This window comes from Vibrio nomapromontoriensis, from assembly GCF_050337205.1.
Taxonomy (GTDB): domain Bacteria; phylum Pseudomonadota; class Gammaproteobacteria; order Enterobacterales; family Vibrionaceae; genus Vibrio; species Vibrio nomapromontoriensis.
The window spans coordinates 192,086-216,615 of record NZ_JAKJSS010000011.1 but is presented as its reverse complement, the minus strand read 5'-3'; the positions used below and the strand labels follow the sequence as shown (position 1 = coordinate 216,615).

The following is a 24,530-nucleotide window of genomic DNA, read 5'->3' as shown; positions in this document are numbered from 1 at the left end:
GCTGAAAATACGATCAAAAAAGCCAGCAATATATTGCTGACTCAATGAATGGGTAGTCAAACCTATGATTTAGAAGAGTTTGCTCGACCAACCTAGCTTGTTTCTCAGGACATGATAGTAGCTGTAATCTTTAGGGTGGATCAGTTTCAAAACGTTAGGGCTTTGGAAAATATGTATTTCATCGCCTGGTGACACAGGCAGTGAAATTTGCCCATCACAACTGACCTCTTGAGTGCCACGGTTATCTGGCGAAACAATGAGCTTGATTCGGCAATTACCGTCGACCACGAGTGGGCGGCTTGAAAGTGTATGAGGGAACATTGGCACCAAAGAGATGGCATTCAGCTTTGCTGAAAGGATTGGCCCGCCGCCGGATAATGAATAAGCGGTTGATCCGGTTGGTGTCGCCACGATCAAGCCATCTGATCGCTGACTAAATGCAAAAGTGTCGTCGATATAGACTTCAAACTCAATCATATGGGCGACTTGACCTGGGTGAAGTACCGCTTCATTAAGGGCGGCGTTGTGACTTTTTATTTGCCCATGGCGGTGAATTTCAGTTTCAAGCAAGAAACGCTTTTCTTCGATGTACTCCCCTTGCAACACGGCTTCTAACGCTTGCTCGAAGCCTTCAGGGTTGAGATCGGTGAGAAACCCTAAGTTACCACGGTTGACTCCGATGACGGCCACATCAAAGCGTGATAGCACCCTTGCTGCGCCAAGCATATTGCCATCACCACCAACGACGATAGCGAGGTCAGCTTCTCGACCAATACGGACTAGGCTAAAAAAATGCTGTCTGGGAATATCGACAAGAATATCAATCAATCGGTCATCAATAAGGACGTTATAGCCTTTTGATGTAAGCCAATGAAACAATTCTTTATGAGTCTGAATTGCTTTCTGTGCTCGGGGTTTACCTATGATGGCGATCACCTTAAAGGTGTTTTTCATATCACTTCCAAACTTTTAGTGCTTGAATCAAAAATCTTCATCCCCATAATATACCCAAAGTGTTTATATATGCAGTGTTTGGTATGAAATTAATCCAAGTTTCTTACTTGGCTACCATGCATTGACGTGAATCGAGTATTGCGGAGAGACCATGAGCAACGAAGAAAACAAAGTAAATCAAGAAGAACTGCATGCGCAAGACGTAGAAATGCAAGATGCAGACGTGGTTGGTTCTGACGCTGATGTTGAGTGGAATGAAGAATCAGAGCAAGATATTCAAGAAGCTAAGATCGCTCAACTAGAAGCAGCATTGTTGTCTAGCGAAGCTAAAATTAAAGAGCAACAAGATTCTGTACTACGCGCGAAAGCTGAAATGGAAAACATGCGTCGTCGTACTGAGCAAGAAATTGATAAAGCACGTAAGTTCGCTTTAAACAAATTCTCTGAAGAGTTATTGCCTGTTATTGATAACCTAGAGCGCGCGATTGCCGCTGCAGACGCTGAAAATGAAGTAGTAAAACCTATCGTTGAAGGGGTCGAGATGACTCACAAAACACTGGTTGACGCGGTAGCTAAATTTGGTTTGAAGGAAATTAACCCTGAAGGCGAGACGTTTAATCCTGAACTTCATCAAGCGATGTCTATTCAAGAAAGCGCGGATCATGAAGCAAATACTGTGATGTTCGTCATGCAAAAAGGTTATGAGCTTAATGGTCGAGTGATCAGACCTGCCATGGTTATGGTGTCGAAATAACGAGTAGAGACAGAAGTCATTAAGACGAGCGTAAAACTCTATTAGTTTATGTATATCAAAGAAATGAAGCCTATTTGGCTTCATTTTTTTGGTTGTAAATATCAATAACCATGTATCAATTAGGTTTTTGTATTGTTTCATTGAGGTAACAAAATGTAAAATTAATGCTTTATTTTGAACTTCAGATCTGTAAGATGCCCTGAGTTTTCTATTAATAAGAAAGCAAATAACTATAAAAATACAGGGAATCAACACAACATTCTGGAGTCTATGAATGAATAAACCTCTATCCCAAAAGATCTTTATTGGTCTATTTGCCGGTCTACTGATCGGTACTGCAATTCAATACTTGTTCGCTGGTGTTAGTCTTTTTGACCAATACTTGCTTGGTCTCGCGGAAGGCGTTGGCGGCATGTTTGTATCGCTAATTAAACTTCTAGTAGTACCACTGGTTTATGTTTCGATTGTTTGCGGTATTGTGGAACTAAAAGACATTAAATCCTTTGGCCGTTTAGGCGGTAAAACTTTTGCGCTTTATATTCTAAATACTGTAATTGCGATTACGTTTGCACTGACGGTTGGTATGATTGTTCAGCCTGGTGCGGGTGCAAACCTTGGTGGAACCGTTGCCGCTACGGTTGAGCTAACATCAACGACCACACCTGATATCTTCTCTTTGATTACCAACATTGTGCCAAGCAATCCATTCCAAGCGTTTGCTAATGGCGACATGCTACAGATTATCTTTATGGCTATTTTGACAGGTCTAGCCATTCAAGCTCTAGATAAGAAGGGTGGTCCAGCGATTCGTGCCTTCAAGATGGGCAACGATATCATGATGAAGCTAATTGGCTTGGTGATGAGCTTGGCACCTTATGGCGTATTCGCGCTTATGATTCAGCTTGGTGCAACGCTAGATGCCGGTACATTGGCGTCGGTTGCTGGTTATGTTGCGTTAGTTGTCGGTATCCTTATTCTATGGATATTCATTGTTTATCCAATCATGGTTGGTGCAACAACAAAAGTATCGCCAGCTCAGTTTATGCGTGCGACTCGTGAACAGGTATTGTTCTCGCTATCTACGGCAAGCTCAAACGCGACGATTCCGGTAACAATGCGAACACTAACTGATAAAATTGGTGTTTCTAAGTCGGTGGCGGGTTTTGGTGTGCCGTTAGGCGCGACCATGAACATGGCTGGCGTTTCAATTTACATCGCGATTGCGACTATCTTTATTGCTAACGCATTTGGTCAGCCTATTCAAATGGCAGACCTAGTCACAATGGGCTTTACTATCTTGCTGCTATCCATTGGCGCAGGTGGTGTACCTGGTGGTGGCGTAGTGATGATTGGTGTTCTACTTCATCAACTGGGTTTACCACCAGAAGGCCTTGCGATTGTTGCTGCTGTTGACCGCATCAATGATATGTTTTGTACCAGCTCGAATGTAGTGGGTGATACGGCGGTGAATACTATCGTAGCGCACTCTGAAGGTGAGCTTGACTCGGAAGTAGTAAATGAAGCTGCACCCGTTCAAAGCCAAGCATAAGCGCGTAAATAAGAATAACTCCTTAGATAAATACAACGTCGCGAAAGACGTCACAGGAAAAGCGAGTTAAAAAACGGAGCCTTTGTGCTCCGTTTTCGTTTAAATATGAAAAAAAGCGATTTTTTTTGTCCTCTTCCCTTGAAAAGCGCGTTGCTGCCCTTATCTATGGTTCATACAGAAAACAAACCTTTTTTGAGTTAGTTTTCCAACTGGCTCTAAGGCCCCGAGTCGGGGCAATAGAAAGCGTAATAATAGAATTTATTCGGAGATAGTCTGATGGGTAAGATCATTGGTATTGATTTAGGTACTACTAACTCATGTGTTGCTGTTCTAGATGGCGACAAACCACGTATACTTGAAAACGCGGAAGGTGAACGCACAACCGCATCGGTTATTGCTTATACAGACGGTGAAACTCTTGTAGGTCAACCTGCAAAACGTCAAGCAGTAACTAACCCAGAAAACACGCTATTTGCGATTAAGCGTCTGATCGGTCGTCGTTTTGAAGATGAAGAAGTTCAGCGTGATATCGAAATCATGCCTTACAAAATCGTTAAGGCTGACAACGGTGATGCATGGGTTGAAGCGAAAGGCCAACAAATGGCTGCACCTCAAGTATCTGCTGAAATCCTGAAAAAAATGAAGAAAACAGCAGAAGACTTCCTAGGTGAAGAAGTGACTGGCGCAGTAATCACTGTTCCTGCTTACTTTAACGATGCACAACGTCAAGCAACAAAAGATGCGGGTCGTATCGCAGGTCTTGAAGTTAAACGTATCATCAACGAACCAACAGCGGCGGCACTTGCTTACGGTCTAGATAAAAAAGGCGGCGATCGCACTATCGCTGTTTATGACCTTGGTGGCGGTACATTTGATATCTCTATCATCGAAATCGATGAAGTTGAAGGCGAGAAAACATTTGAAGTACTAGCAACTAACGGTGACACACACCTTGGTGGTGAAGATTTCGATAACCGTCTAATCAACTACCTAGTTGAAGAATTCCAAAAAGAGCAAGGTATTAACCTTAAGAACGACCCTCTAGCAATGCAACGTGTTAAAGAAGCAGCAGAGAAAGCGAAAATCGAACTTTCTTCTACTTCTCAAACAGACGTAAACCTACCTTACGTAACTGCAGATGCAACGGGTCCTAAGCACATGAACGTTAAAGTGACTCGTGCGAAACTAGAATCTCTAGTTGAAGACTTAGTACAACGTTCTCTTGAGCCGCTAAAAGTTGCTCTAGCAGACGCAGACCTATCGGTAAGCGACATCAATGACGTTATCCTAGTTGGTGGTCAAACTCGTATGCCTATGGTTCAAGCTAAGGTAACTGAGTTCTTCGGTAAAGAGCCACGTAAAGACGTAAACCCTGACGAAGCAGTAGCAATGGGTGCTGCAGTTCAAGGTGGCGTTCTTGCTGGTGACGTGAAAGACGTACTTCTTCTAGATGTAACGCCTCTTTCTCTAGGTATCGAGACAATGGGCGGCGTAATGACGAAGCTTGTTGAGAAGAACACAACGATCCCAACGAAAGCAAACCAAGTTTTCTCTACAGCAGAAGATAACCAAAACGCGGTAACTATCCACGTTTTACAAGGTGAGCGTAAGCAGGCGACTTACAACAAGTCTCTAGGTCAATTCAACCTAGAAGGTATCCAAGCAGCACCACGTGGTACACCGCAAATCGAAGTAACTTTCGACCTTGATGCGGATGGTATCCTACACGTATCTGCGAAAGATAAGTCAACTGGCAAAGAGCAAAAAATCACGATCCAAGCGTCTGGTGGCCTAAGCGACGAAGATATCGAAGCAATGGTTCAAGAAGCGGAAGCAAACAAAGAAGCGGACAAGAAGTTCGAAGAATTGGCTGCGGCACGTAACCAAGCTGACCAAATGATTCACGGTACTCGTAAGCAAGTGGAAGAAGCAGGCGAAGCCCTTCCAGCTGAAGAGAAAGAGAAGATTGAAGCAGCAATCGTTGAGCTAGAAACAGCTCGTAAAGGCGATGACAAAGAAGCGATTGACACGAAAGTTCAAGCGCTAATGGCTGCGGCACAAAAACTAATGGAAATGGCACAACAACAAGCACAAGGTGCTGATGCAGAAGCTGGTGAACAGCCTAAGCAAGAAGACGACGTTGTTGATGCTGAGTTCGAAGAAGTAAAAGACGAGAAAAAATAATTCTTGTTGCTAGGAGTTCAGCCTCCCTGTTTGAGATGTGTATTTTGCAACGCAAAGGATGCATCTTTATTCCGAGGCAGATCCTCTTAGTGTAAAGAATTCGATTATTTGGATTCTTGAAAAGTGATTTATGCGGGCGTTTAGGGTAACCTTCACGCCCGCATGTATGTGAATATTGTCATTCTAGATAAGGAAGTCACAATAATCTGTAGGACCCAGGACCCAGGACCCAGGACCCAGGACCCAGGACCCAAATTTTTATCTAGAATGATACAACCCAAAAACAGCGCTGGGCTGTTTGTCGAAGTAATTGGTACCAAGCAATATGTCAAAACGTGATTTTTACGAAGTATTAGGTGTAGGTCGTGATGCGTCTGAGCGCGATATAAAGAAAACCTACAAACGTCTTGCAATGAAGTATCACCCGGATAGAAACCAAGGTGATGAATCGGCTGCGGATAAGTTTAAAGAAGTAAAAGAAGCGTACGAAATCCTAACCGATCCTCAAAAGAAAGCAGCGTACGATCAATATGGTCATGCAGCTTTCGAACAAGGCGGCATGGGTGGCGGCGGATTCGGCGGCGGTGCTGGTGATTTCGGTGACATCTTCGGTGATGTATTTGGTGATATTTTCGGTGGTGGACGCCGCGGTCAATCACGCGCTCAGCGTGGTTCAGATCTGCGTTACAACATGGAGCTTTCTCTAGAAGAAGCGGTACGTGGTGTATCAAAAGAAATTGAAGTTCCTACATTGGTTGAGTGTGAGCCGTGTGAGGGGAGTGGCGCGAAAAAAGGCTCATCGCCTCAAACGTGTGGCACCTGTCATGGTCACGGTCAAGTTCAGATGCGCCAAGGCTTCTTTGCCGTACAACAAACCTGTCCAACGTGTAATGGTCAAGGCAAAATCATCAAAGACCCTTGTAACAGCTGCCATGGTCAAGGTCGTGTTCAAAAGTCTAAAACACTGAATGTGAAAATCCCTGCTGGTGTGGATACGGGTGACCGTATTCGTTTATCTGGTGAAGGCGAAGCGGGTGAGCAAGGCGCACCTGCGGGCGATCTTTATGTACAAGTTCATGTTAAAGAGCACCATATCTTTGAGCGTGAAGGCAACAATTTGTACTGTGAAGTGCCCGTGAGCTTTGCTCAAGCTGCATTAGGTGGTGAAGTGGAAGTTCCAACGTTGGACGGACGCGTTAACCTAAAAGTGCCAGAAGAGACGCAAACAAGTCGCATGTTCCGTATGCGCGGTAAAGGCGTGAAGGGCGTTCGTGGCGGTGGTGTTGGTGACTTAATCGTTAAGTTAGTGATAGAAACGCCAGTGAAACTCAGTGCGCGTCAAAAAGAGTTATTACGCGAATTTGAAGATACTTGTGGTGGCGAAGCTGCAAACAAGCATCAGCCGAAATCAGAAGGTTTCTTCAATGGTGTTAAAAAATTCTTCGATGATCTAACCAGTTAACCTTTACTGTTAGCGCATTATGGAAGCTCGCCTTGTGGCGAGCTTTTTTGTTTCAGTCATACTATGTTATTTTCCCAAGCTTGTGTTCGCGGGGGTGTTTCTGGCTAGCGCTATTTCCAACAAGCATTTGGTTTGGTTACGCCTTTGGAATTCAAACTCATTTTCCTATCGCTATCTAAACAGTTATCCTTACTTTGATTACTGAAGGGTTGGGCTATTGCTGTAATGGTGTAGGCAGCGGTCGCGCTACTGGTTACAGTAAATTGGTATCGAGTGGTATCAGACTCACACACCACACATTTTCCTCCAGATAGGATGTGCTCAAAGTTATAACCAGCATTGTAGTGTCGTTCAAGTTCCAGTTGCATTTCTAGCATGTCACCCAGCGCAATCATCCGATACGCTTCGCGCGTTTGCTGTGTATACGTCGGGTATGCGACAGCGCTTACTACCCCAAGTATGACTAAAGCGATAAGAATTTCGATCAGGGTCAAGCCTATTTGAAAGTGGTTACTTACTTTACATCTCATTCTTTTAACTCTGCCCAATGCTCTGATTTTTTTGATATTTATAGTGTTCGTGACTGCTAGGATTTCTGCAATACCTATCCGATTGTTGTGATAGGTTTCATTGGGATTTGGGAAATGGTTCGCGGATTCACTCTACTAGAGCTCATGATTAGCGTGTTCGTTATGATGATACTCATGCTGAGCGTCGCCCCTAGCTTTTCAGGACTGTCGAAGGAAGTGAAGGTAGAGAGGGCGGCGGCAGAGATTTATGGGTTGTTAATGCAAACCAAAGCTGAAGCCATTATGCGAAATGAGCCTCTTTGGAGCCACTTTAATCATCTTCCTCAAGGCGCTGAGGATGGAAGCTGGAGCATTTCGGTGACCAATTCCTCCACCACGTCGGGTACGACCTTCTTGGCGCTTAGCGGTTTGCCATATCAAAACGTCCATATGCACCTCAACCACAATAGTAAACAAATCAAGTTTGATAATTTAACCGGTGTCGTTTTATCAACTGGGACGATCACGATTAGCCCTTATTCGCAGCAGAACTCAGGTATCAAAATTAAAACATCAGCGGCGTCTGGGCGTATTGTGGTTTGTCAATTTGGTGATGCAGAGCATGGAGTAGGGGAGTGTTCGGTATGAGTATTTCTCGACAGAAAGGCGGTTCATTAGTCGAGATGCTCGTGGCGTCGACGATTGGCATTGTCGCGATAGGCTCTATTGGGTCGGTGTATCTTATGGTTCAGCAACATAGCTCCGAACGGGCTCAAACGATGTTGTTGAGTCAAGCGTTAGCCACAACGGCAAGACGGTTACAAAATGATCTTACTCGAGCAGGCTACAGTGAATTAGGTAGTGCTAGTCGACCTTCGGGCGCGGTGAGTACGGTGCATGTTAGTGGCGGAGGGAGCAAAGTTCAGTACGTGTATTGGGATGACCATCGTGACGGCAGCGCAGAATATGAAAATACCTCATGGCACTATTCTGCATTGTCTCAGACGTTACGGATTTGCCGAAAAAGAAGCAGCGTGATCCTTGATATCAATTATTTTAATAGTAGCAGTTGTACATCCCTACTTGAAGATGACTTAATTTCGGTCACGCACTTTTCCTTGGTTCCCTTTACTATCTCAAGTTCGAATGCCAACAAGCAATACATGCACTTGTCACTTGCGGCTGAGTTGACCGGCAACGCCGAGGTTACAGCTGAGATTGAACGTCATTTCTTGATAAGGAACGGCCAATGAAAAGTAATACTCGCACCTATTTATACGCGAACAAGTTATACGCGAACAAGCAAATCGGTATGGTGACCTTATTAACCACAAGCTTATTGCTAATCGTTGCTTTGGTGATCGCATTAGGAGGATATAAGAGTACGTTTTATGAGGTTAAGCGCTCGCAAAATGAGGTAGCCTCAAGGCAAGCACATTGGGCGGCAGAGGGCGGTGTTGAATGTGGGGTTGCCCAGTATATGATAACCAGAACGATTCCTACCTCAATTTTAGCTTGCGATCCGGATGCTAATTTTTTGCCTGAGATCGTTCTTGATCCTACGAATAACGAAGTGGTGATTTCTGCAACGGTTCAACGACGTGAGGTGAGCCGACGTTTCACTCATTCTTTGCAAATGTTTAGCGGCGCAATTCAGTCAACCTCGGATCTTTACGTTCGTGGTAGTAGTTCTATTTATACTCCAGATCCCGGCCAGTTGTCAGACAAAGGGTGGGAGTGCGTTGCCGCTAAATATGATGGTGAGCTTAAGGTGGTAGGAAGCATCGACAATAAAGGACTGGTTCACGGCTTACCCCCTTATGATGGCTTTGATAATCAGGGTAAGGACTGTGCAACATCACATATGACCAGTGATAGCAACTCATCGCTGAAAAGTGACTTTCAACTCGAGAGTAACTTGAAGGTGTTTGAGTCCTTTTTCAATGTCCCTATTAAGAATCACGATCAAGTAAAAAACAGCGAAGTATTTACTGTATTAGAGGGGAGCATAAGTGCGCCGGGAGCGATAAAAACATTACCGAATTGTGGTAAGACACTGACCGACGAGATAGAAAAAGGCAACACCAAATTGTGGGTGGAAGGCAGTTGCGAGATTGGTACCACGGAATTACATGCGTTATCGCAAGCATCAGCGAAAACGAAAGGTATCTTGCTTGTTGTCCATGAAGGGCTATTTTCTATCATGGGAACCGGTAGCTTAAATGGGATACTTTTTCACTTTAATCAAGACTTCTCACCGGAATTAGCACTATGGGATGGCTTTGAAGCTGGGGTATATCTTCAGCATGTGGCGAATGATTTTGATTTGTCCTATAGAGAACGTACTTCCTATTATCAGCACGGATCATTTACGGTGACAGGAGGGCAACTGTTTGAAACCCCCGATCCGCAAGTAGCGATTTTTAATAACTCGTTAGCGTTTAACTATAATCGCGATGTGATTGATTATGCTCGTCATGGGTTAACGTCGACGACATGGAAAAAAGGATCGTGGCGTGATTATTAAGCAGCAAGGTTTTAGCTTAATTGAAGTTATGATCGCGTTTTGTTTGATCGGTGTTGGGGCCTTGGGACTCGTGAAAATGCAGACTGCTATCGAACAGCAATCTGACTATGCCGCTCAAAGTATTCAAGCTTTGGGGCTAGCTGAAGCGCGTTTAGAATGGTTTAGTACCAGAGGGGCCGACTCCGCATCATCCACCATGGAGGTCGCCGACTTTGTGACGGACCTTGTTGACGGCGAAGATTTGACTCACTCACCATTTGTTGTTGAATGGACGGTGTCGGCAATCCATTTTTCGAGCAGTATCAAAGCCGTCGAAGTCGTAGTCAGTTGGCCCGATCGATTTGGGCAGACGCAAACGCTTTCCTTACAAACTCAATTCTCCAATTACAGTGAATTTGATTAATATCGACTAAGCTAAACTTGTTATCAATTAACATTGTTACCGCACTTCTGTTACTTGCTCTATTCCCTCTACCGCTCATCACTTTCAATGAATAAAAGTGTATGGCGCATTGCCAGTCCGATTTGACTGATTTATACACTATGCTTATATAATCGGGCAGTTTGCGTGCTAGTTAGTGGAATGTTTTGGATATGTGTACTCCGATGTTGTTTTTCTGTTACTTGTTCGGGTGTTTTTTGCAAAATAAGTCTACAAAAATGGAAATACTTCCAAATTATCTACTAATTTAATTTTTTTTACATAAAATAGTCGCGAAGAAAAATGACACAGTGAAGCTGCCTTAAAGTTCACGAACCACAACATCACAATGGAGTTACCATGAGTAACCAGACTATCAATCAAGCGCCAACGCCAAAGCCGAGTGGCATGGATCGCTTTTTAAACGCAATTGAGAAGGCAGGAAACAAGATCCCAGATCCTGCGATTCTATTTTTCTGGGCATTAGTTATTGTTTGGGTCGCATCTGCCGTTCTATCTAATGTTAGCTTTGATCTTATTAACCCTCGTACTGGTGGTGCGTTAGAGGTTAATAACTTGCTAACGGGTGAGGCACTTGCCAGCTTCTTAGCAAATATGGTAACCACGTTTACTGGCTTCGCACCTCTTGGTATCGTATTGGTTGCGATGTTAGGTGTTGGTGTTGCAGACTCTTCTGGCTTTATTCAAACTGGCTTGAAGAAAATGCTTAACTTCACGCCAGCAAAATTGCTAACGCCAATGCTTATCTTGGTTGCAATTGTTTCCCATACCGCTGCTGACGCAGGTTATGTATTGGTTATTCCGCTTGGTGGTATCATTTTCCACGCAGCAGGTCGTCACCCTCTTGCTGGTATTGCCGCTGCATTTGCTGGTGTATCGGGCGGTTTCTCTGCAAACTTCATCCCATCTGGTATCGACCCACTGTTGGCTGGCTTCACACAAACGGCTGCTCAAGTACTAGACCAAGACTATGTGATTAACCCACTTTCGAATATTTTCTTTACTGGTTTATCTTCTGTTTTGGTTATCGCGATTGGTTGGTGGGTGACTGAGAAAGTAATCGAACCACGTCTAGCAAACCTTCCTGTCGATGAAGATGCAGAAGAAGCACCAGATCTTGGTTCTTTTACTGCTGTTGAGTCTAAAGCATTCCGTGCGGCTGGTTGGGCAATGATGGCGGGTATCGCTTTGCTTGTTTTCGCACTTTTGCCAGAAGATTCAGCACTACGCTCTCCTGAAGGTGAAATTACTGCATTCTCTGCGCCGATCATGCAATCCATCGTACCGTTAATCTTCATCCTGTTTATTATTCCAGGCATTGTTTACGGTCGTGTTGCGGGTACGTTTAAAGATAGCAATGACATCATTAAAGCGATGTCTCACACCATGTCTACCATGGGTGCGTACATTGTTATGTCGTTCTTCTGTGCACAATTCTTGTCAGCGTTTGCTCAGTCAAATATCGGTACTATGTTAGCGCTTTACGGTGCGGAAGGTCTGAAATCAATGAACCTACCAGGTCAAGCGACCATCGTAGGTATGATTTTGTTGACGGCTTCAGTTAACTTACTGGTCGGTTCTGCATCGGCTAAGTGGGCGTTGATTGGTCCAATCTTGGTTCCAATGCTAATGGCTGTAGGCATCTCTCCTGAGCTATCTCAAGCAGCATACCGTGTTGGTGATTCAGTATCGAACATCATCTCTCCATTGATGGTCTTCTTCCCATTGGTTGTGGTTTACTGTCAACGTTATGTGAAATCAACAGGTATCGGTACATTGGCTTCTCTAATGATGCCATTCTCTATCGCGATGCTAATTGGTTGGACACTGTTCTTGCTAGCTTATTGGGCGCTAGGTATCCCATTAGGTATTCAAGCACCGTACACGTACACCATGTAAGTTATAGCTAACTAAATCAGGTATAAAATACTGATAAGCCCGCCAGAATTGAACTGGCGGGCTTTTTTTATCTGAGTCTTAGTAACTCAATGGGGGGTGTTACGCTGTTAAGAACTGAGCGTGGAAGCGTAAGTGGTCCTCAATAAAACTCTGTATAAAGAAATAGCTGTGGTCATAACCTGGTTGCATTCTAAGCGTCATGTCACTGCCTGAAGCTTTGGCTGCCGCGACCAGTAGTTCAGGCTTAAGCTGCTCTTGTAAAAAACTGTCGTCTTCCCCTTGATCAACCAGAATAGGTAAGGCAGCTTTACTATGTTTTAGAAGCTCAACGCTGTCATAGGCCTTCCAATCTTCAATATTATTACCAAGGTAGTGGCTAAATGCTTTTTGTCCCCAAGGACAGTTAATAGGGTTGGTTATTGGGCTAAAAGCTGAAATCGAACGGTACTGTTCGCTATTTTTTAGACCAATAGTGAGTGCACCATGCCCGCCCATGCTGTGGCCAGATATCGACTTGGCTGGTGTGACAGGGAAATGCTGTTCGATTAATGCCGGTAGTTCGTCAACAATATAGCTATACATGTGGTAATGCTTATCCCAAGGAGCTTGGGTGGCATTGAGATAGAATCCTGCGCCAAGGCCTAAGTCATACGCCCCTTCTGCGTCATCAGCCACCCCTTCGCCTCGTGGGCTAGTATCAGGAGCAACAATCGCAACGCCAAGCTCCGCAGCTACTTTAAATGCCCCTGCTTTTTGCATGAAATTTTCGTCGCTGCAGGTTAAGCCAGACAGCCAATAAATGACAGGCACGGGATTTTCTTTGCTCGCTTGTGGTGGAAGGTAAACGGCAAATCTCATCGCGCAGTTTAGAACGTTAGATTGATGCGTATATTGCTTGTGCCAACCACCAAACACTTTTGCTTGGCTGCTATTTTCGATAGTCATGTTTACTTCCTTACTAAAGGTCAATAAGACGCGGCGACTTAAGGGGCATTATTACCAGTAAGACTAGCCTAAATGGCGCCGTTTGTTTTGATAGGTATAGTATATTTATTTCTAATGAGATGATAATTAGGACTATTTGAAATAAACTATTACGGTACTGTAACAATAGGCGGCGTAGGTCGTTGAGAATAGAGTAAAGGGTAGAGCAATGGCAGATTGGGAAGGCGTCAATGAGTTTGTTGCGGTGGTGGAAAGCCAAAGTTTTACAGGTGCTGCAAATAGACTTAATACATCGGTTGCAAATATCAGCCGACGAGTCAACGCGCTTGAGCAGCGACTCGGGGTGAAGCTGTTAGTCAGAACAACGAGAAAAGTCTCGGTTACGGAGGCTGGAGAAAGTTATTTTCGCCACTGTAAACCATTGCTTGAAGGGCTAATGTCTGCTGAATTGGCGGTGACTCAGCTGCAAGTCGCACCGAAAGGATTGATTAAGGTCACTGCCCCAGTGACATTTGGTGAGCAAGCGTTAGCGCCAATTCTTCATCAATTTTTAAAATCACACCCACAAATTGAGCTGGATGTGATGCTTTCAAATCAAAAAATAGACCTGGTGCAAGAAGGGTTTGATTTGGCAATTCGTTTAGGGCAATTAGACGACTCGTCGATGATGGCGAGAAAGTTACTGGATCGTCAGGTTTTTGTTTGCTGTAGTCCAGAGTATCTATCGACCTATGGCGAGCCTCATACCTTGTCTGAGCTAAAAAGGCATCAGTGTTTACGAGGGTCTGTTCGCCACTGGCGTTTTAGCGATGCAGGCAGTGAAAGGGTGATTAATATTAACGGCAGACTACAGTGTAATAGTGGCTATGCGTTGGTTGATGCGGCACTAAAGGGGTTAGGGATCGTGCAGCTTCCTGATTATTATGTGCAGTCTTATCTGGAGTCTGGTGAATTGGTGGAATTGCTGAGTGACTATCGTGGTAATCGAGAGGGTATTTGGGCGCTCTATCCACAAAATAGAATGCTGACGTCCAAAGTAAGAACGTTGATAGATTATCTTGTAGAGGCCTTTAGTCAATATGGAAAGTAATGACAATTCCGTGCCTTGTGCTGAAGAATATAGCGAGGAAGATCGCCAGTTTATGCGACGTGCGATTGCACTTGCTCATGAAGCTGAGCGTGAGGGTGAGGTTCCCGTTGGGGCGGTGTTGGTGAAAGATGGTGAAATCATCGCTGAAGGTTGGAATCGCTCGATTGGGCTGCATGATGCAACCGCGCATGCAGAGATTCAAGTATTGAGAGCGGCTGGGAAAACGCTTGAAAACTACCGGCTACTTGATACCACGCTTTATGTCACCTTGGAGCCATGCCCAATGTGCGCGGGTGCTTTATTGCATAGTCGAGTGAAACGAATTGTCTACGGTGCACCCGATCTTAAAGCTGGCGCGGCTGGGACAGTACTTAATTTATTCGAGAGTCAGGCGTCTTATCATTACGCTGATGTTGAGGCTGGTTTGCTCGCCAACGAGTGCCGTGAACAGTTACAGGCGTTTTTTAAGCGTCGAAGAAAAGAGATAAAGGAAGCGAAAAAGGCGCGGCGTTTACAGCAAGATAAAGGGGAAACAAACACCTGAGAGACAGGTGTTTGTCAGTCAGGGTGTTTCAGCGAGTCGTTAAGGCGCAATCAATTGCATGAAAGCACGATTTCGCCAAATGATTTTCTTTTTATTGTTCGCTAACTTTCGCTTTCTGCGATTCGCAGACACGGTTTTACTTAAGTTTCTTGATTGTATTCGTCTCTTAGCAAGCATGAAACGATCTCCTATCACTAATAATTCGGTGCTCAACAAGGTATCGGATTAATGAGATACCTTCAAAGGGCGATGTTAAGGGGGATGTAGCACGGCGCAGACAATATCACTAATTCAGCTCTATAGCGCTATGTTAATTGACAATTGCAATGGACAGAGGTGTTCTTGGTTAGCGAGTATTGGTTAGCGTGTATTATTTAACGTGTATTGTTTAACGAGTATTGCTTGGCTGTCGTTAGTCTTTAACCCTTTCTCATAATGTAGAACAAATTGAGTTGAGTTCAAGAATACGCAAATGCGAATCCTTGAACTCATGCTACCTGTGCAGTAAGCGGGCGATGCGTTAGCCTGCGCCGCTTATGCAGCTTTAAGGTGGCTGCACTAAGGGTTCGTGTCTGCAGCGGCCTCTGAGGTTGCTATCGCTTCGCTGACAGCAGGTTGTATGGTTCCAACAGCGGCAGAGCTTACCGCGACGGGTGTGATGACAGTGAGCCCGTCTGTACTATTGTCTAGTTCCGCTTCAGCGGCGATTTGTTTATCAATATGGCCGATGATGCTTTGATAGTAGCGACGTATATTCTCTACGTAGTTTTGCGCTTCATCGCCACGCGCATAGCCATATCGTGTCTGACTGTAGTATTTCTTTTGGCGCAGCAAGGGTAAGCGGTCTTTCACATCCGCCCAAGCATCCGGGTTACCACCTTGTCGCTTAGTTAAGCGTCTTGCGTCCATCATATGGCCGAACCCTAGGTTATACGAAGCCAGCGCAAACCAAATTTTCTCATGCTCAGTAATGGAGTCAGGTACTCGACCGACAATATAGCGAAGGTACTGCACCCCGCCTCGTACGGATTGTTCAGGGTCAAGACGATTGGTCACATTGACAATTTTAGCGGTTGGTAGCGTCAACATCATCATGCCACGAACCCCTGTCGGTGATTTAGCGACCGGGTTCCAGTGCGATTCTTGATACGCAAGGGCCGCGATTAAGCGCCAATCGAATTCTTGAGAATACTGTTTAAACAACGGTGACCATTTAGGCAGTTTGCTGTCGAGAGCTCGAATAAAAGCGCGAGTATCAACGTAATCAAAAGTGCCAATATGACCGATGTATTTTTCTTCTAAGTTGGCGAGCTCACCACTTTGTTTTAAACTGCCGAAAAATTCGATCAACAATGCGTATAAGCTTTCGTCGTCAGATTTTCTCATGTACCAAGAAATAGGTTGATCCTCGGTCATCTCGAAAGCTAGGGCGAGGTCGGGGTAGATGCGTTGCGAGAGCGATAACTCAACAGAGTCAGCCATAGTGAAGAGCAGTTCACCTTCAGAGACTTGCTTGAGTAGATCGTTGACATCCGCGTTAGCATCAACCTTAAAGCGAAATTCGGCATTGTCTTTGGCGACTTGATTTAAGGTACGCTCGAAATGAGAGTCTTGCACCACAGCAAACACATCTTCGCCATCGGCTTTTTCGATTAATTCAGCTTGATTGGCTAATAGTTGCTCAAGGTTTCTTGGTCGCCATTGGCCTTTCTTATACACCACTTGTTGACTCACGTAGTAATAAGCGGGACCAGCACGAAATTGCTCGATACGCTGCGGTGATTGGCTTAACCCGGCAGATATAATATCAATCTCACCTTTTTCTAGCGCAGGAAAGAGGCTTGAAAGGCGGTAGGCGGGTTTCATCTCCAACTTAACACCGAGCTCGTCTGCGAACTGGCGGGCTAATTCATAATCCAATCCGGTTGGGCCGTCTGGACCAATGTAGTAAGAGAGCTGGTTGTTCAGCGTTCCTACACGCAGCACGCCTCGTTCCTGGATGCTTTCCAATTCGCTTTTGGGATCAGAGTCTATTTGGCACCCGAAGAGGCCTAACGATAAGGTCAACAACATCGTCAGTTTTAGCCAACGAACAGAATAATTATTTCGCATTAATTTAGTTATCTCACGAGAACGATGTTGCCTTTATACCAAAGCTAGAACTTCTGGCAAAGCAACATCATAGAAAGTCTCGTTTACTGTCACTTTATCGCCTTTGTTCGTTGTATTTTTGCAATTAAGAAAAAAATGACGAAAACGTTTGCGCAAGTGGTTACGTCACAAAAAAAAATACACTATAATACGCCGGAATCAAGGGGGCAGAAATTGGCATATGTTCATTTTTTAAATGTAACTTGTTGAATTTATTCCAATATCACCTCAAATCAATTGCATAAGAGACCTAAGCACATGAGAATTTTGCGTGGCTCCCCAGCTCTTTCTGAGTTTCGTGTTAACAAGCTAGTAGAGCTTTGTCGTGAATTAAGCCTACCTGTCACAGGTATTTACGCTGAGTTTGCCCACTTTGCCGACCTGACATCAGACTTAGATGCGTCTGAAGTCGAAAAATTGGAGAAGTTGCTGACTTACGGTCCAACAATCGAAGAACATGAACCAACGGGTACACTATTACTAGTTACGCCTCGTCCGGGTACTATCTCGCCATGGTCGTCTAAATCGACAGATATTGCGCATAACTGTGGTCTGAATAAAGTCACACGTTTAGAGCGTGGTACCGCTTTTTATGTTGAATCATCAAGCGAATTAACTGAGCTTCAATTAGTAGAGTTGAAAGCGATCCTTCATGACCGCATGATGGAAGTAGTGTTCAATGACTTTGATTCTGCAGCGGCGCTTTTCACTGTGGCAGAACCAGCACCTTATGCTGAGGTTGACCTGCTTAGTGGTGGTCGTAAAGCGCTTGAAGAAGCAAACGTTACCCTAGGTCTTGCCCTTGCTGAAGATGAGATTGATTACCTTCTTGAAAGCTTTACAGAAAAGCTAGGTCGCAATCCAACAGACATAGAGCTTATGATGTTTGCACAAGCAAACTCAGAGCACTGTCGTCACAAAATTTTTAACGCTGACTGGACTATTGATGGCGTTAAGCAAGAAAAATCATTGTTTAAGATGATTAAGAACACGTTTGAAACGACACCAGAACACGTGTTATCTGCTTATAAAGATAATGCAGCAGTTATGACTGGTTCAACTGTTGGTCGTTTCTTCCCAGATCCAGACACGCGCCAATACAACTATCATCAAGAGAAAACGCACATCTTGATGAAGGTTGAGACGCACAACCACCCAACGGCTATTTCTCCTTGGCCGGGCGCATCAACCGGTTCTGGCGGTGAAATCCGTGATGAAGGCGCAACCGGTATTGGTGGTAAGCCAAAAGCAGGTTTGGTGGCGTTCTCTGTCTCTAACCTTAAGATCCCGAACTTCGTTCAACCTTGGGAAACGGATTTTGGTAAGCCAAGTCGCATCGTTACTGCTCTGGATATTATGCTTGAAGGCCCTCTTGGTGGCGCGGCGTTTAACAACGAATTTGGTCGTCCAAACCTATTAGGTTACTTCCGTACTTACGAAGAGAAAGTCAACTCTCACGCAGGTGAAGAGGTACGTGGTTACCACAAGCCAATTATGTTAGCTGGTGGTCTTGGTAACATTCGTGATGAGCACGTTCAGAAGAAAGAGATCCCAGTAGGGGCGAGCCTAATCGTTCTCGGTGGTCCTGCAATGAACATCGGCCTTGGTGGTGGTGCTGCATCTTCAATGGACTCAGGTTCTTCTTCTGAAGATCTCGATTTCGCTTCTGTACAACGTGAAAACCCAGAGATGGAGCGTCGTTGTCAGGAAGTGATCGACCGTTGTTGGCAGCTTGGTGATGCGAACCCAATCGCCTTCATTCACGATGTAGGCGCAGGCGGTATTTCAAACGCACTTCCTGAGCTAGTGGACGATGGTGAGCGTGGCGGTATCTTTAACTTACGTGACGTACCAAACGATGAGCCGGGCATGAGCCCACTTGAGATCTGGTGTAACGAATCTCAAGAGCGTTACGTAATGGCGGTTGCTGACGAAGATATGGCAACGTTCGACGCGATTTGTAAGCGCGAACGCGCACCATACGCAGTGGTAGGTAAGGCAACAGAAGAGCGTGAACTTAAACTAGAAGATTCACACTTCGATAACACGCCAATTGATATGCCAATGGACATCTTGCTAGGTAAAACACCTAAGATGCACCGTGACGCGCAAACGCTAAAAGCAAATAACCCAGCGATTGATCGCTCTGGTATCGAGATGAACGAAGCGGTTGACCGTGTTCTTCGTCTACCAACGGTTGCAGAAAAAACATTCCTTATCACCATCGGTGACCGCTCGGTAACAGGCCTAGTTGCTCGTGACCAAATGGTAGGCCCTTGGCAGGTTCCTGTTGCTAACTGCGCAGTAACCGCAGCAAGCTACGATACTTACCACGGTGAGGCTATGTCTCTTGGTGAGCGTACGCCAGTTGCTCTTCTCGATTTCGGTGCATCGGCTCGTCTAGCTGTTGGTGAAGCAATCACTAACATCGCAGCGACAAACATCGGCGATATTAAGCACATTAAACTGTCGGCTAACTGGATGTCTCCAGCTGGTCACCCAGGTGAAGATGCCGGTCTTTATGAAGCGGTAAAAGCGGTAGGTGAAGAGCTTTGTCCTGCACTTGGCTTAACGATTCCTGTTGGTAAAGACTCAATGTCGATGAAGACCAAGTGGGAAGAGAACGGCGAGCAGAAAGAAGTCACTTCTCCGCTGTCCCTCGTTATCACTGCGTTTGCTCGTGTTGAAGATGTTCGTAAGACCATTACTCCGCAGCTACGCACTGACAAAGGTAACACGTCACTGGTGCTTATCGACCTAGGCAACGGCAAAAACCGCATGGGTGCGACAGCGCTTGCTCAGGTATACAAGCAGCTTGGTGATAAGCCAGCAGATGTAGACAACGCAGCACAGCTAAAAGGTTTCTACGAAGGTGTTCAAGCACTAGTCGCGAACGACCAAGTTGTGGCTTACCACGATAAAGGCGATGGTGGTTTATTCGTTACGCTAGCGGAAATGGCGTTCGCAGGTCACTGTGGTGTGAATGCTGACATTACCGCTTTAGGTGAAGACACATTAGCGGCTCTATTTAACGAAGAGCTAGGTGCGGTCATCCAGGTACGTAACGAAGACCTAGATTCAGTACTGTCTACGTTAGCATCGAATGGCCTAGAAGCTTGTTCACACGTTATCGGCTCAGTAGAAGCTTCAGATGAAGTCGTCATTAAGTCAGGTGAACAAGTTGTTATCGAGCGCAACCGTACGGAGCTTCGTACGATTTGGGCTGAAACAACACACAAAATGCAATCACTTCGTGACAACTCTGCGTGTGCCGATCAAGAGCATGAAGCGAAGAAAGATAACTCAGACCCAGGTCTAAACGTTAGCTTGAGCTACGATGTTAATGAAGATATCGCAGCGCCATATATTGCGACAGGCGCGAAACCAAAGATGGCGATTTTGCGTGAGCAAGGCGTTAACTCTCACGTTGAAATGGCAGCGGCATTTGACCGTGCAGGCTTTGAAGCAACCGATATTCACATGAGCGATATCCTAACGGGTCAAGCGGTTCTAGAAGAGTACAACGGCCTTGTGGCTTGTGGTGGCTTCTCTTACGGTGACGTACTAGGTGCTGGTGAAGGTTGGGCTAAGTCAGTTCTGTTTAACGACTCTACACGTGACCAATTTGAAAACTTCTTCAAGCGTGAAGATACCTTCTCTTTAGGTGTGTGTAACGGTTGTCAGATGCTGTCTAACCTACGTGAATTGATTCCAGGTGCAGAGTACTGGCCTCGTTTCGTACGTAACGAATCTGAGCGCTTTGAAGCTCGTTTCAGCTTAGTAGAAGTTCAGAAGTCTGATTCTGTATTCTTCAACGGCATGGAAGGTTCTCGTATGCCTATCGCGGTTTCTCACGGTGAAGGCCGTGTAGAAGTTCGTGATAACGAGCACCTAAACGCGATTGAAAATTCAGGTACAGTGGCGCTACGTTACGTTGATAACAACGGTAACCCGACGCAGCAATACCCGAATAACCCGAATGGTTCGCCAAACGCTATCACTGGTCTAACGACAACGGATGGCCGTGTAACCATTATGATGCCTCACCCAGAGCGAGTATTCCGTACGGTTGCTAACTCTTGGGCTCCGGAGACTTGGGGTGAAAACGGTGCTTGGATGCGTATGTTCCAAAACGCGCGTAAGAATATCGGTTAATCGCTAGGTTAATGACATAGTCAATTGGAAAGGTCGTCAGTGTTACTACTGGCGACCTTTTTTATTGCGAGTTGTTTTCTTGCGGGCTGTTTTATGGCGATTATTCGCCATTAAGCGCGATAAAAAAACCGTTGTTGTTGCAAAAAATAGTGGAGCGTAATTGGACTAATTGTGTTCTAATACCGCGCTGGCTTAGGGATGGCTGACAAAGTAATGATAATTATGTTGGAACATCCCTTAACAAAACCCTTAGGAATCATCTAAATGTCTGAAAATAAAAAATTTGCTATCCGTCTAACGGAAAAGCGCAATGGTTGGTCTGCAGAAATTACTCGCCAAGTAACCTCTCGTAGAACGGTAGTATCTAAGCGTGAGATGGGTTTTGAAAGCGAAGAATTAGCACAAGCTTGGGCAGAAAAAGAGCTGCAAGGCTTTATTGCAAGCCAAGCTGAACGTAATGCTCGTAAATCTGAAGCTCGTAAAGAGAAAGAAGCCAAAGAGCACGCGAAAGAAGCTCTAAAAGCGGTAAAAGCTGCCGCTCGCCAAGATAGCGCTGAGCAAGAAGACGAAGAGTAATAGTTTCTAGTACGGTTGACGAGCTTTGATTCGTTGATAGGTACCAATGAAAAACCGCTGAAGTATCAGCGGTTTTTTTATGCACGTTTTTCACGGGTCGAGCATACACCCTTAAGGCCTTTGTTATCTTCGACTTAAAATACTTGTTCTTCGAGTTTGCTGACTAGTTCTGGTGGAAGCTGAAGTTGTTTTGCCAGTTCTTGTAAGTAGGCTTTTTCCATAAAGTTTTGTTCATCCACTACAAGTAAACTCGCAAGATAAATTTCCGCTCCTTGCTCTGGTGAGTGTGAAAGCTGCGCAATATAGCTAGGATCAAGCGGTTTTGCGATTTCAGCTTGAACTAATGCCTGAAGGTGAGCGTCGGCATGCATTCGTTGTAGTGCTTGGTCAATTTTACTCATTTCTGCTTCATCAATATGACCATCGGCTTTGGCAGCCCCAATCATGGCTTTGAGAACGATTTCTTCATGATTGGTATTGGCAAATTCATTGATGGTTGCCCCTTGTGAATCTGAGGCATTCTTTTTATCCCAATCGTTGTAAATCTTAAATGCCAGAGCGCCAAGAGCGGCTGCGCTGCCAACGCCTAGTGCTGTTTTACCAATTTTTTGGGTTTTCTTCGATCCCATGAGCATACCAAGTAAGCCGCCGCCGACGGCCCCTGCACCTAATGCACCCATGGTTTTCTTGTCACTGAGAGCAGAGCTAAGGCTCGATGATGACTGAGAGGCTTTTTGGGTCGCTTTACTCACGACATCTGATTTGAGTGCTTGATTAAGTAGTGATTTCAGATCCATCGTATTCTCCAAAATATATGAGTAGAATTTAGGTTTTCGAGCGGTTCGTGCTTAAGATCTAATGCGATTGGCACGTCGTATCTATGATGGTAATAGAGTGAATCTGAACTGAAGATGAAGATCAGGTCGGTTTGTTTATCGGCATTAAAAAGGCAGCCAATAGGCTGCCTTCTACGACCGAGGTCGTTTCATTTGCGATGATCAGTTGCGCTGATCAATTGCGGTATAGCGTTACGCTAATTGCGCTTTGACATGCTCAACGATGTCTGAGATAGCAATTGGTGCTTTCTCGCCATTGCGACGGTTCTTATATTCGAAGTTGCCTTCGTCCATGCTACGGTCACCAATAACGATGGTGTGTGGAATACCGATAAGTTCGATATCTTTAAACATCACACCAGGGCGCTCTTTACGGTCATCAAACAGGACTTCGATACCCATAGCCGTTAATTCAGCGTATAGCTTCTCAGCCGCTTCCTTCACACGCTCTGATTTATGCATGTTCATTGGCACAATCGCCACTTGGAAAGGGGCAAGGGCGTCTGGCCATACGATGCCGAATTTATCGTGGTTTTGCTCGATAGCAGAGGCAACAACACGTGATACACCAATGCCGTAACAACCCATCTCTAGTGTTACGCTCTTACCGTCAGGACCAAGAACGTTACAGTTCATTTTCTCTGAGTAGTTAGTGCCCAGTTGGAAAATATGACCCACTTCGATACCACGCTTAAGTTGGATAGTGCCTTGACCACATGGGCTAAGGTCGCCTTCAACAACGTTACGTAGGTCTTCAACTTGAGCAAGCTCAACGTCACGCCCCCAGTTGATGCCGAAGTAGTGCTTACCGTCTACGTTTGCGCCAGCGCCGAAGTCGCTCATTACAGCAACAGAGCGGTCAACGATGAATGGTAGCTCTAAGCCAACAGGGCCAAGTGAACCCGGACCAGCACCAACAAGTGCACGAATGGCAGCTTCATCAGCCATTTCTAGTGGAGAAGCAACCTGTGGGAGGTTTTCTGCTTTCACTTCGTTAAGTTCGTGGTCACCACGGATGATAAGAGCAATGATATCGGCATCTACTTCATCAGAAGCTTTAACGAACAGAGTCTTAACGGTTTTCTCGATTGCTAGACCGTGTTGCTCAACCAGCTCTGCGATTGTTTTTGCGTTTGGTGTATCAACCAATTCCATCTCTTGAGTTGGCGCGGCCGCGTCAGTTGTAGGAGCTAGTGCTTCTGCTTTTTCGATGTTCGCTGCGTAATCAGATTCAGAAGAGAAGGCGATGAGGTCTTCGCCGCTTTCAGCAAGAACGTGGAACTCTTGAGAGCCGCTGCCGCCGATTGCGCCAGAGTCTGCCAATACTGGACGGTACTCAAGGCCCATGCGGTCGAAGGCTTTACAGTAAGCATCGTGCATGGCTTGGTAAGATTGCTCTAGACCGTCTTTGTCGATATCAAAGCTGTACGCATCCATCATAGAGAATTCGCGAGCACGCATTACGCCAAAACGAGGGCGGCGTTCATCGCGGAATTTAGTTTGGATTTGGTACAGGTTAAGAGGAAGCTGCTTGTAAGAGCTAATCTCGTTGCGAACTAGGCTTGTGACGACTTCTTCCGCTGTAGGGCTAAGTACAAACGGACGAGAGTGGCGGTCGGTGAAACGAAGCAGTTCCGGACCCATTTTCTCGCTGCGACCAGTCTCTTCCCAAAGCTCAAACGGTTGAACGACGGGCATCAAGATTTCAACGGCACCGGCATTATCGATCTCTTGGCGAACGATATTTTCTACTTTACGCAGTACACGTAGACCAGTAGGTAGCCAAGTATATAAACCTGAAGCTAGCTTACGGATCATACCTGCACGTAGCATCAGCTGGTGGCTGATAACTTCTGCGTCGTTTGGAGTTTCTTTCAAAGTGGAAAGAAGGTAGTTACTGGTACGCATTCTATGGTATCCGTTTCATCATGATTGTAAGAGATTCAAGCCATC

General features: G+C 45.3%; 19 protein-coding genes. 13 read left to right on the top strand and 6 right to left on the bottom strand.

Features of this window, described 5'->3' with window-relative positions; genetic code table 11:
* Positions 1-69 precede the first annotated feature (69 nt).
* Positions 70-954, bottom strand: coding sequence for an NAD(+) kinase (gene nadK, locus L4D05_RS15640; RefSeq protein ID WP_250618310.1), 885 nt, complete (start codon positions 952-954; stop codon positions 70-72).
* A gap of 151 nt (positions 955-1,105) precedes the next feature.
* Here nadK and grpE point away from each other — a divergent pair, with 151 nt between their 5' ends.
* The 4 genes from grpE to dnaJ all read left to right on the top strand — a co-directional run bounded on the left by grpE (position 1,106) and on the right by dnaJ (position 6,903).
* Positions 1,106-1,708 carry a nucleotide exchange factor GrpE gene (grpE, locus tag L4D05_RS15635; RefSeq protein WP_428752685.1) on the top strand — a complete coding sequence of 201 codons (603 nt, stop codon included), beginning with the start codon at positions 1,106-1,108 and terminating at the stop codon, positions 1,706-1,708.
* A gap of 274 nt (positions 1,709-1,982) precedes the next feature.
* Positions 1,983-3,257 carry a dicarboxylate/amino acid:cation symporter gene (locus L4D05_RS15630; RefSeq protein ID WP_428752684.1) on the top strand — a complete coding sequence of 425 codons (1,275 nt, stop codon included), beginning with the start codon at positions 1,983-1,985 and terminating at the stop codon, positions 3,255-3,257.
* Between the two features lie 276 nt (positions 3,258-3,533).
* Positions 3,534-5,441, top strand: coding sequence for a molecular chaperone DnaK (gene dnaK, locus L4D05_RS15625; RefSeq protein ID WP_428794566.1), 1,908 nt, complete (start codon positions 3,534-3,536; stop codon positions 5,439-5,441).
* A gap of 325 nt (positions 5,442-5,766) precedes the next feature.
* On the top strand, positions 5,767-6,903 hold the full coding sequence (dnaJ, locus tag L4D05_RS15620; protein WP_265674499.1) for a molecular chaperone DnaJ: 1,137 nt from the start codon (positions 5,767-5,769) through the stop codon (positions 6,901-6,903).
* A gap of 110 nt (positions 6,904-7,013) precedes the next feature.
* On the opposite strand, the gene L4D05_RS15615 is transcribed toward dnaJ, so the two are convergent.
* Entirely contained in the window at positions 7,014-7,433 is a 420-nt protein-coding gene (locus L4D05_RS15615; RefSeq protein ID WP_428794565.1) for a type IV pilin protein, read from the bottom strand.
* Between the two features lie 114 nt (positions 7,434-7,547).
* Here L4D05_RS15615 and L4D05_RS15610 point away from each other — a divergent pair, with 114 nt between their 5' ends.
* From L4D05_RS15610 to L4D05_RS15590, 5 genes are all read left to right on the top strand, one after another.
* Positions 7,548-8,060 carry a GspH/FimT family pseudopilin gene (locus L4D05_RS15610; protein WP_428794564.1) on the top strand — a complete coding sequence of 171 codons (513 nt, stop codon included), beginning with the start codon at positions 7,548-7,550 and terminating at the stop codon, positions 8,058-8,060.
* Positions 8,057-8,665: a PilW family protein gene (locus L4D05_RS15605; protein ID WP_428794563.1), complete on the top strand. Its 609-nt coding sequence runs from the start codon at positions 8,057-8,059 to the stop codon at positions 8,663-8,665. The genes L4D05_RS15610 and L4D05_RS15605 overlap by 4 nt, the downstream gene beginning before the upstream one ends.
* Positions 8,662-9,939, top strand: coding sequence for a hypothetical protein (locus tag L4D05_RS15600; protein WP_428752674.1), 1,278 nt, complete (start codon positions 8,662-8,664; stop codon positions 9,937-9,939). Before L4D05_RS15605 ends, L4D05_RS15600 begins: the two co-directional genes overlap by 4 nt.
* Complete coding sequence (locus tag L4D05_RS15595) at positions 9,929-10,342, top strand: type IV pilus modification PilV family protein (protein WP_428794562.1); 414 nt, start codon at positions 9,929-9,931, stop codon at positions 10,340-10,342. The genes L4D05_RS15600 and L4D05_RS15595 overlap by 11 nt, the downstream gene beginning before the upstream one ends.
* A 378-nt stretch (positions 10,343-10,720) precedes the next feature.
* A complete protein-coding gene (locus L4D05_RS15590) occupies positions 10,721-12,280 on the top strand; it encodes an AbgT family transporter (RefSeq protein ID WP_428794561.1) in 1,560 nt (519 codons plus the stop codon).
* A 99-nt stretch (positions 12,281-12,379) separates the two neighbouring features.
* On the opposite strand, the gene fghA is transcribed toward L4D05_RS15590, so the two are convergent.
* Entirely contained in the window at positions 12,380-13,225 is an 846-nt protein-coding gene (fghA, locus tag L4D05_RS15585) for an S-formylglutathione hydrolase (RefSeq protein ID WP_428794560.1), read from the bottom strand.
* A 208-nt stretch (positions 13,226-13,433) separates the two neighbouring features.
* Between fghA and L4D05_RS15580 the strand changes: the two genes are divergently transcribed.
* Together L4D05_RS15580 and tadA are read left to right on the top strand one after the other, a co-directional pair.
* Positions 13,434-14,315 carry a LysR family transcriptional regulator gene (locus tag L4D05_RS15580; protein ID WP_428752669.1) on the top strand — a complete coding sequence of 294 codons (882 nt, stop codon included), beginning with the start codon at positions 13,434-13,436 and terminating at the stop codon, positions 14,313-14,315.
* On the top strand, positions 14,305-14,859 hold the full coding sequence (gene tadA, locus L4D05_RS15575; RefSeq protein ID WP_428794559.1) for a tRNA adenosine(34) deaminase TadA: 555 nt from the start codon (positions 14,305-14,307) through the stop codon (positions 14,857-14,859). The genes L4D05_RS15580 and tadA overlap by 11 nt, the downstream gene beginning before the upstream one ends.
* Positions 14,860-15,417: 558 nt before the next feature.
* On the opposite strand, the gene mltF is transcribed toward tadA, so the two are convergent.
* Positions 15,418-16,971 carry a membrane-bound lytic murein transglycosylase MltF gene (gene mltF / locus L4D05_RS15570; protein WP_428794558.1) on the bottom strand — a complete coding sequence of 518 codons (1,554 nt, stop codon included), beginning with the start codon at positions 16,969-16,971 and terminating at the stop codon, positions 15,418-15,420.
* Positions 16,972-17,268: 297 nt separating this feature from the next.
* Here mltF and purL point away from each other — a divergent pair, with 297 nt between their 5' ends.
* Entirely contained in the window at positions 17,269-21,165 is a 3,897-nt protein-coding gene (gene purL, locus L4D05_RS15565; protein WP_428752666.1) for a phosphoribosylformylglycinamidine synthase, read from the top strand.
* 264 nt (positions 21,166-21,429) lie between these two features.
* Positions 21,430-21,741, top strand: coding sequence for a DUF3622 domain-containing protein (locus L4D05_RS15560; protein ID WP_265674511.1), 312 nt, complete (start codon positions 21,430-21,432; stop codon positions 21,739-21,741).
* A gap of 134 nt (positions 21,742-21,875) precedes the next feature.
* Here L4D05_RS15560 and L4D05_RS15555 read toward each other — a convergent pair whose 3' ends face one another.
* Both L4D05_RS15555 and L4D05_RS15550 read right to left on the bottom strand, forming a co-directional pair.
* On the bottom strand, positions 21,876-22,538 hold the full coding sequence (locus tag L4D05_RS15555) for a tellurite resistance TerB family protein (protein ID WP_428794557.1): 663 nt from the start codon (positions 22,536-22,538) through the stop codon (positions 21,876-21,878).
* 231 nt (positions 22,539-22,769) lie between these two features.
* On the bottom strand, positions 22,770-24,485 hold the full coding sequence (locus L4D05_RS15550) for a proline--tRNA ligase (RefSeq protein ID WP_428794556.1): 1,716 nt from the start codon (positions 24,483-24,485) through the stop codon (positions 22,770-22,772).
* Positions 24,486-24,530 lie beyond the last annotated feature (45 nt).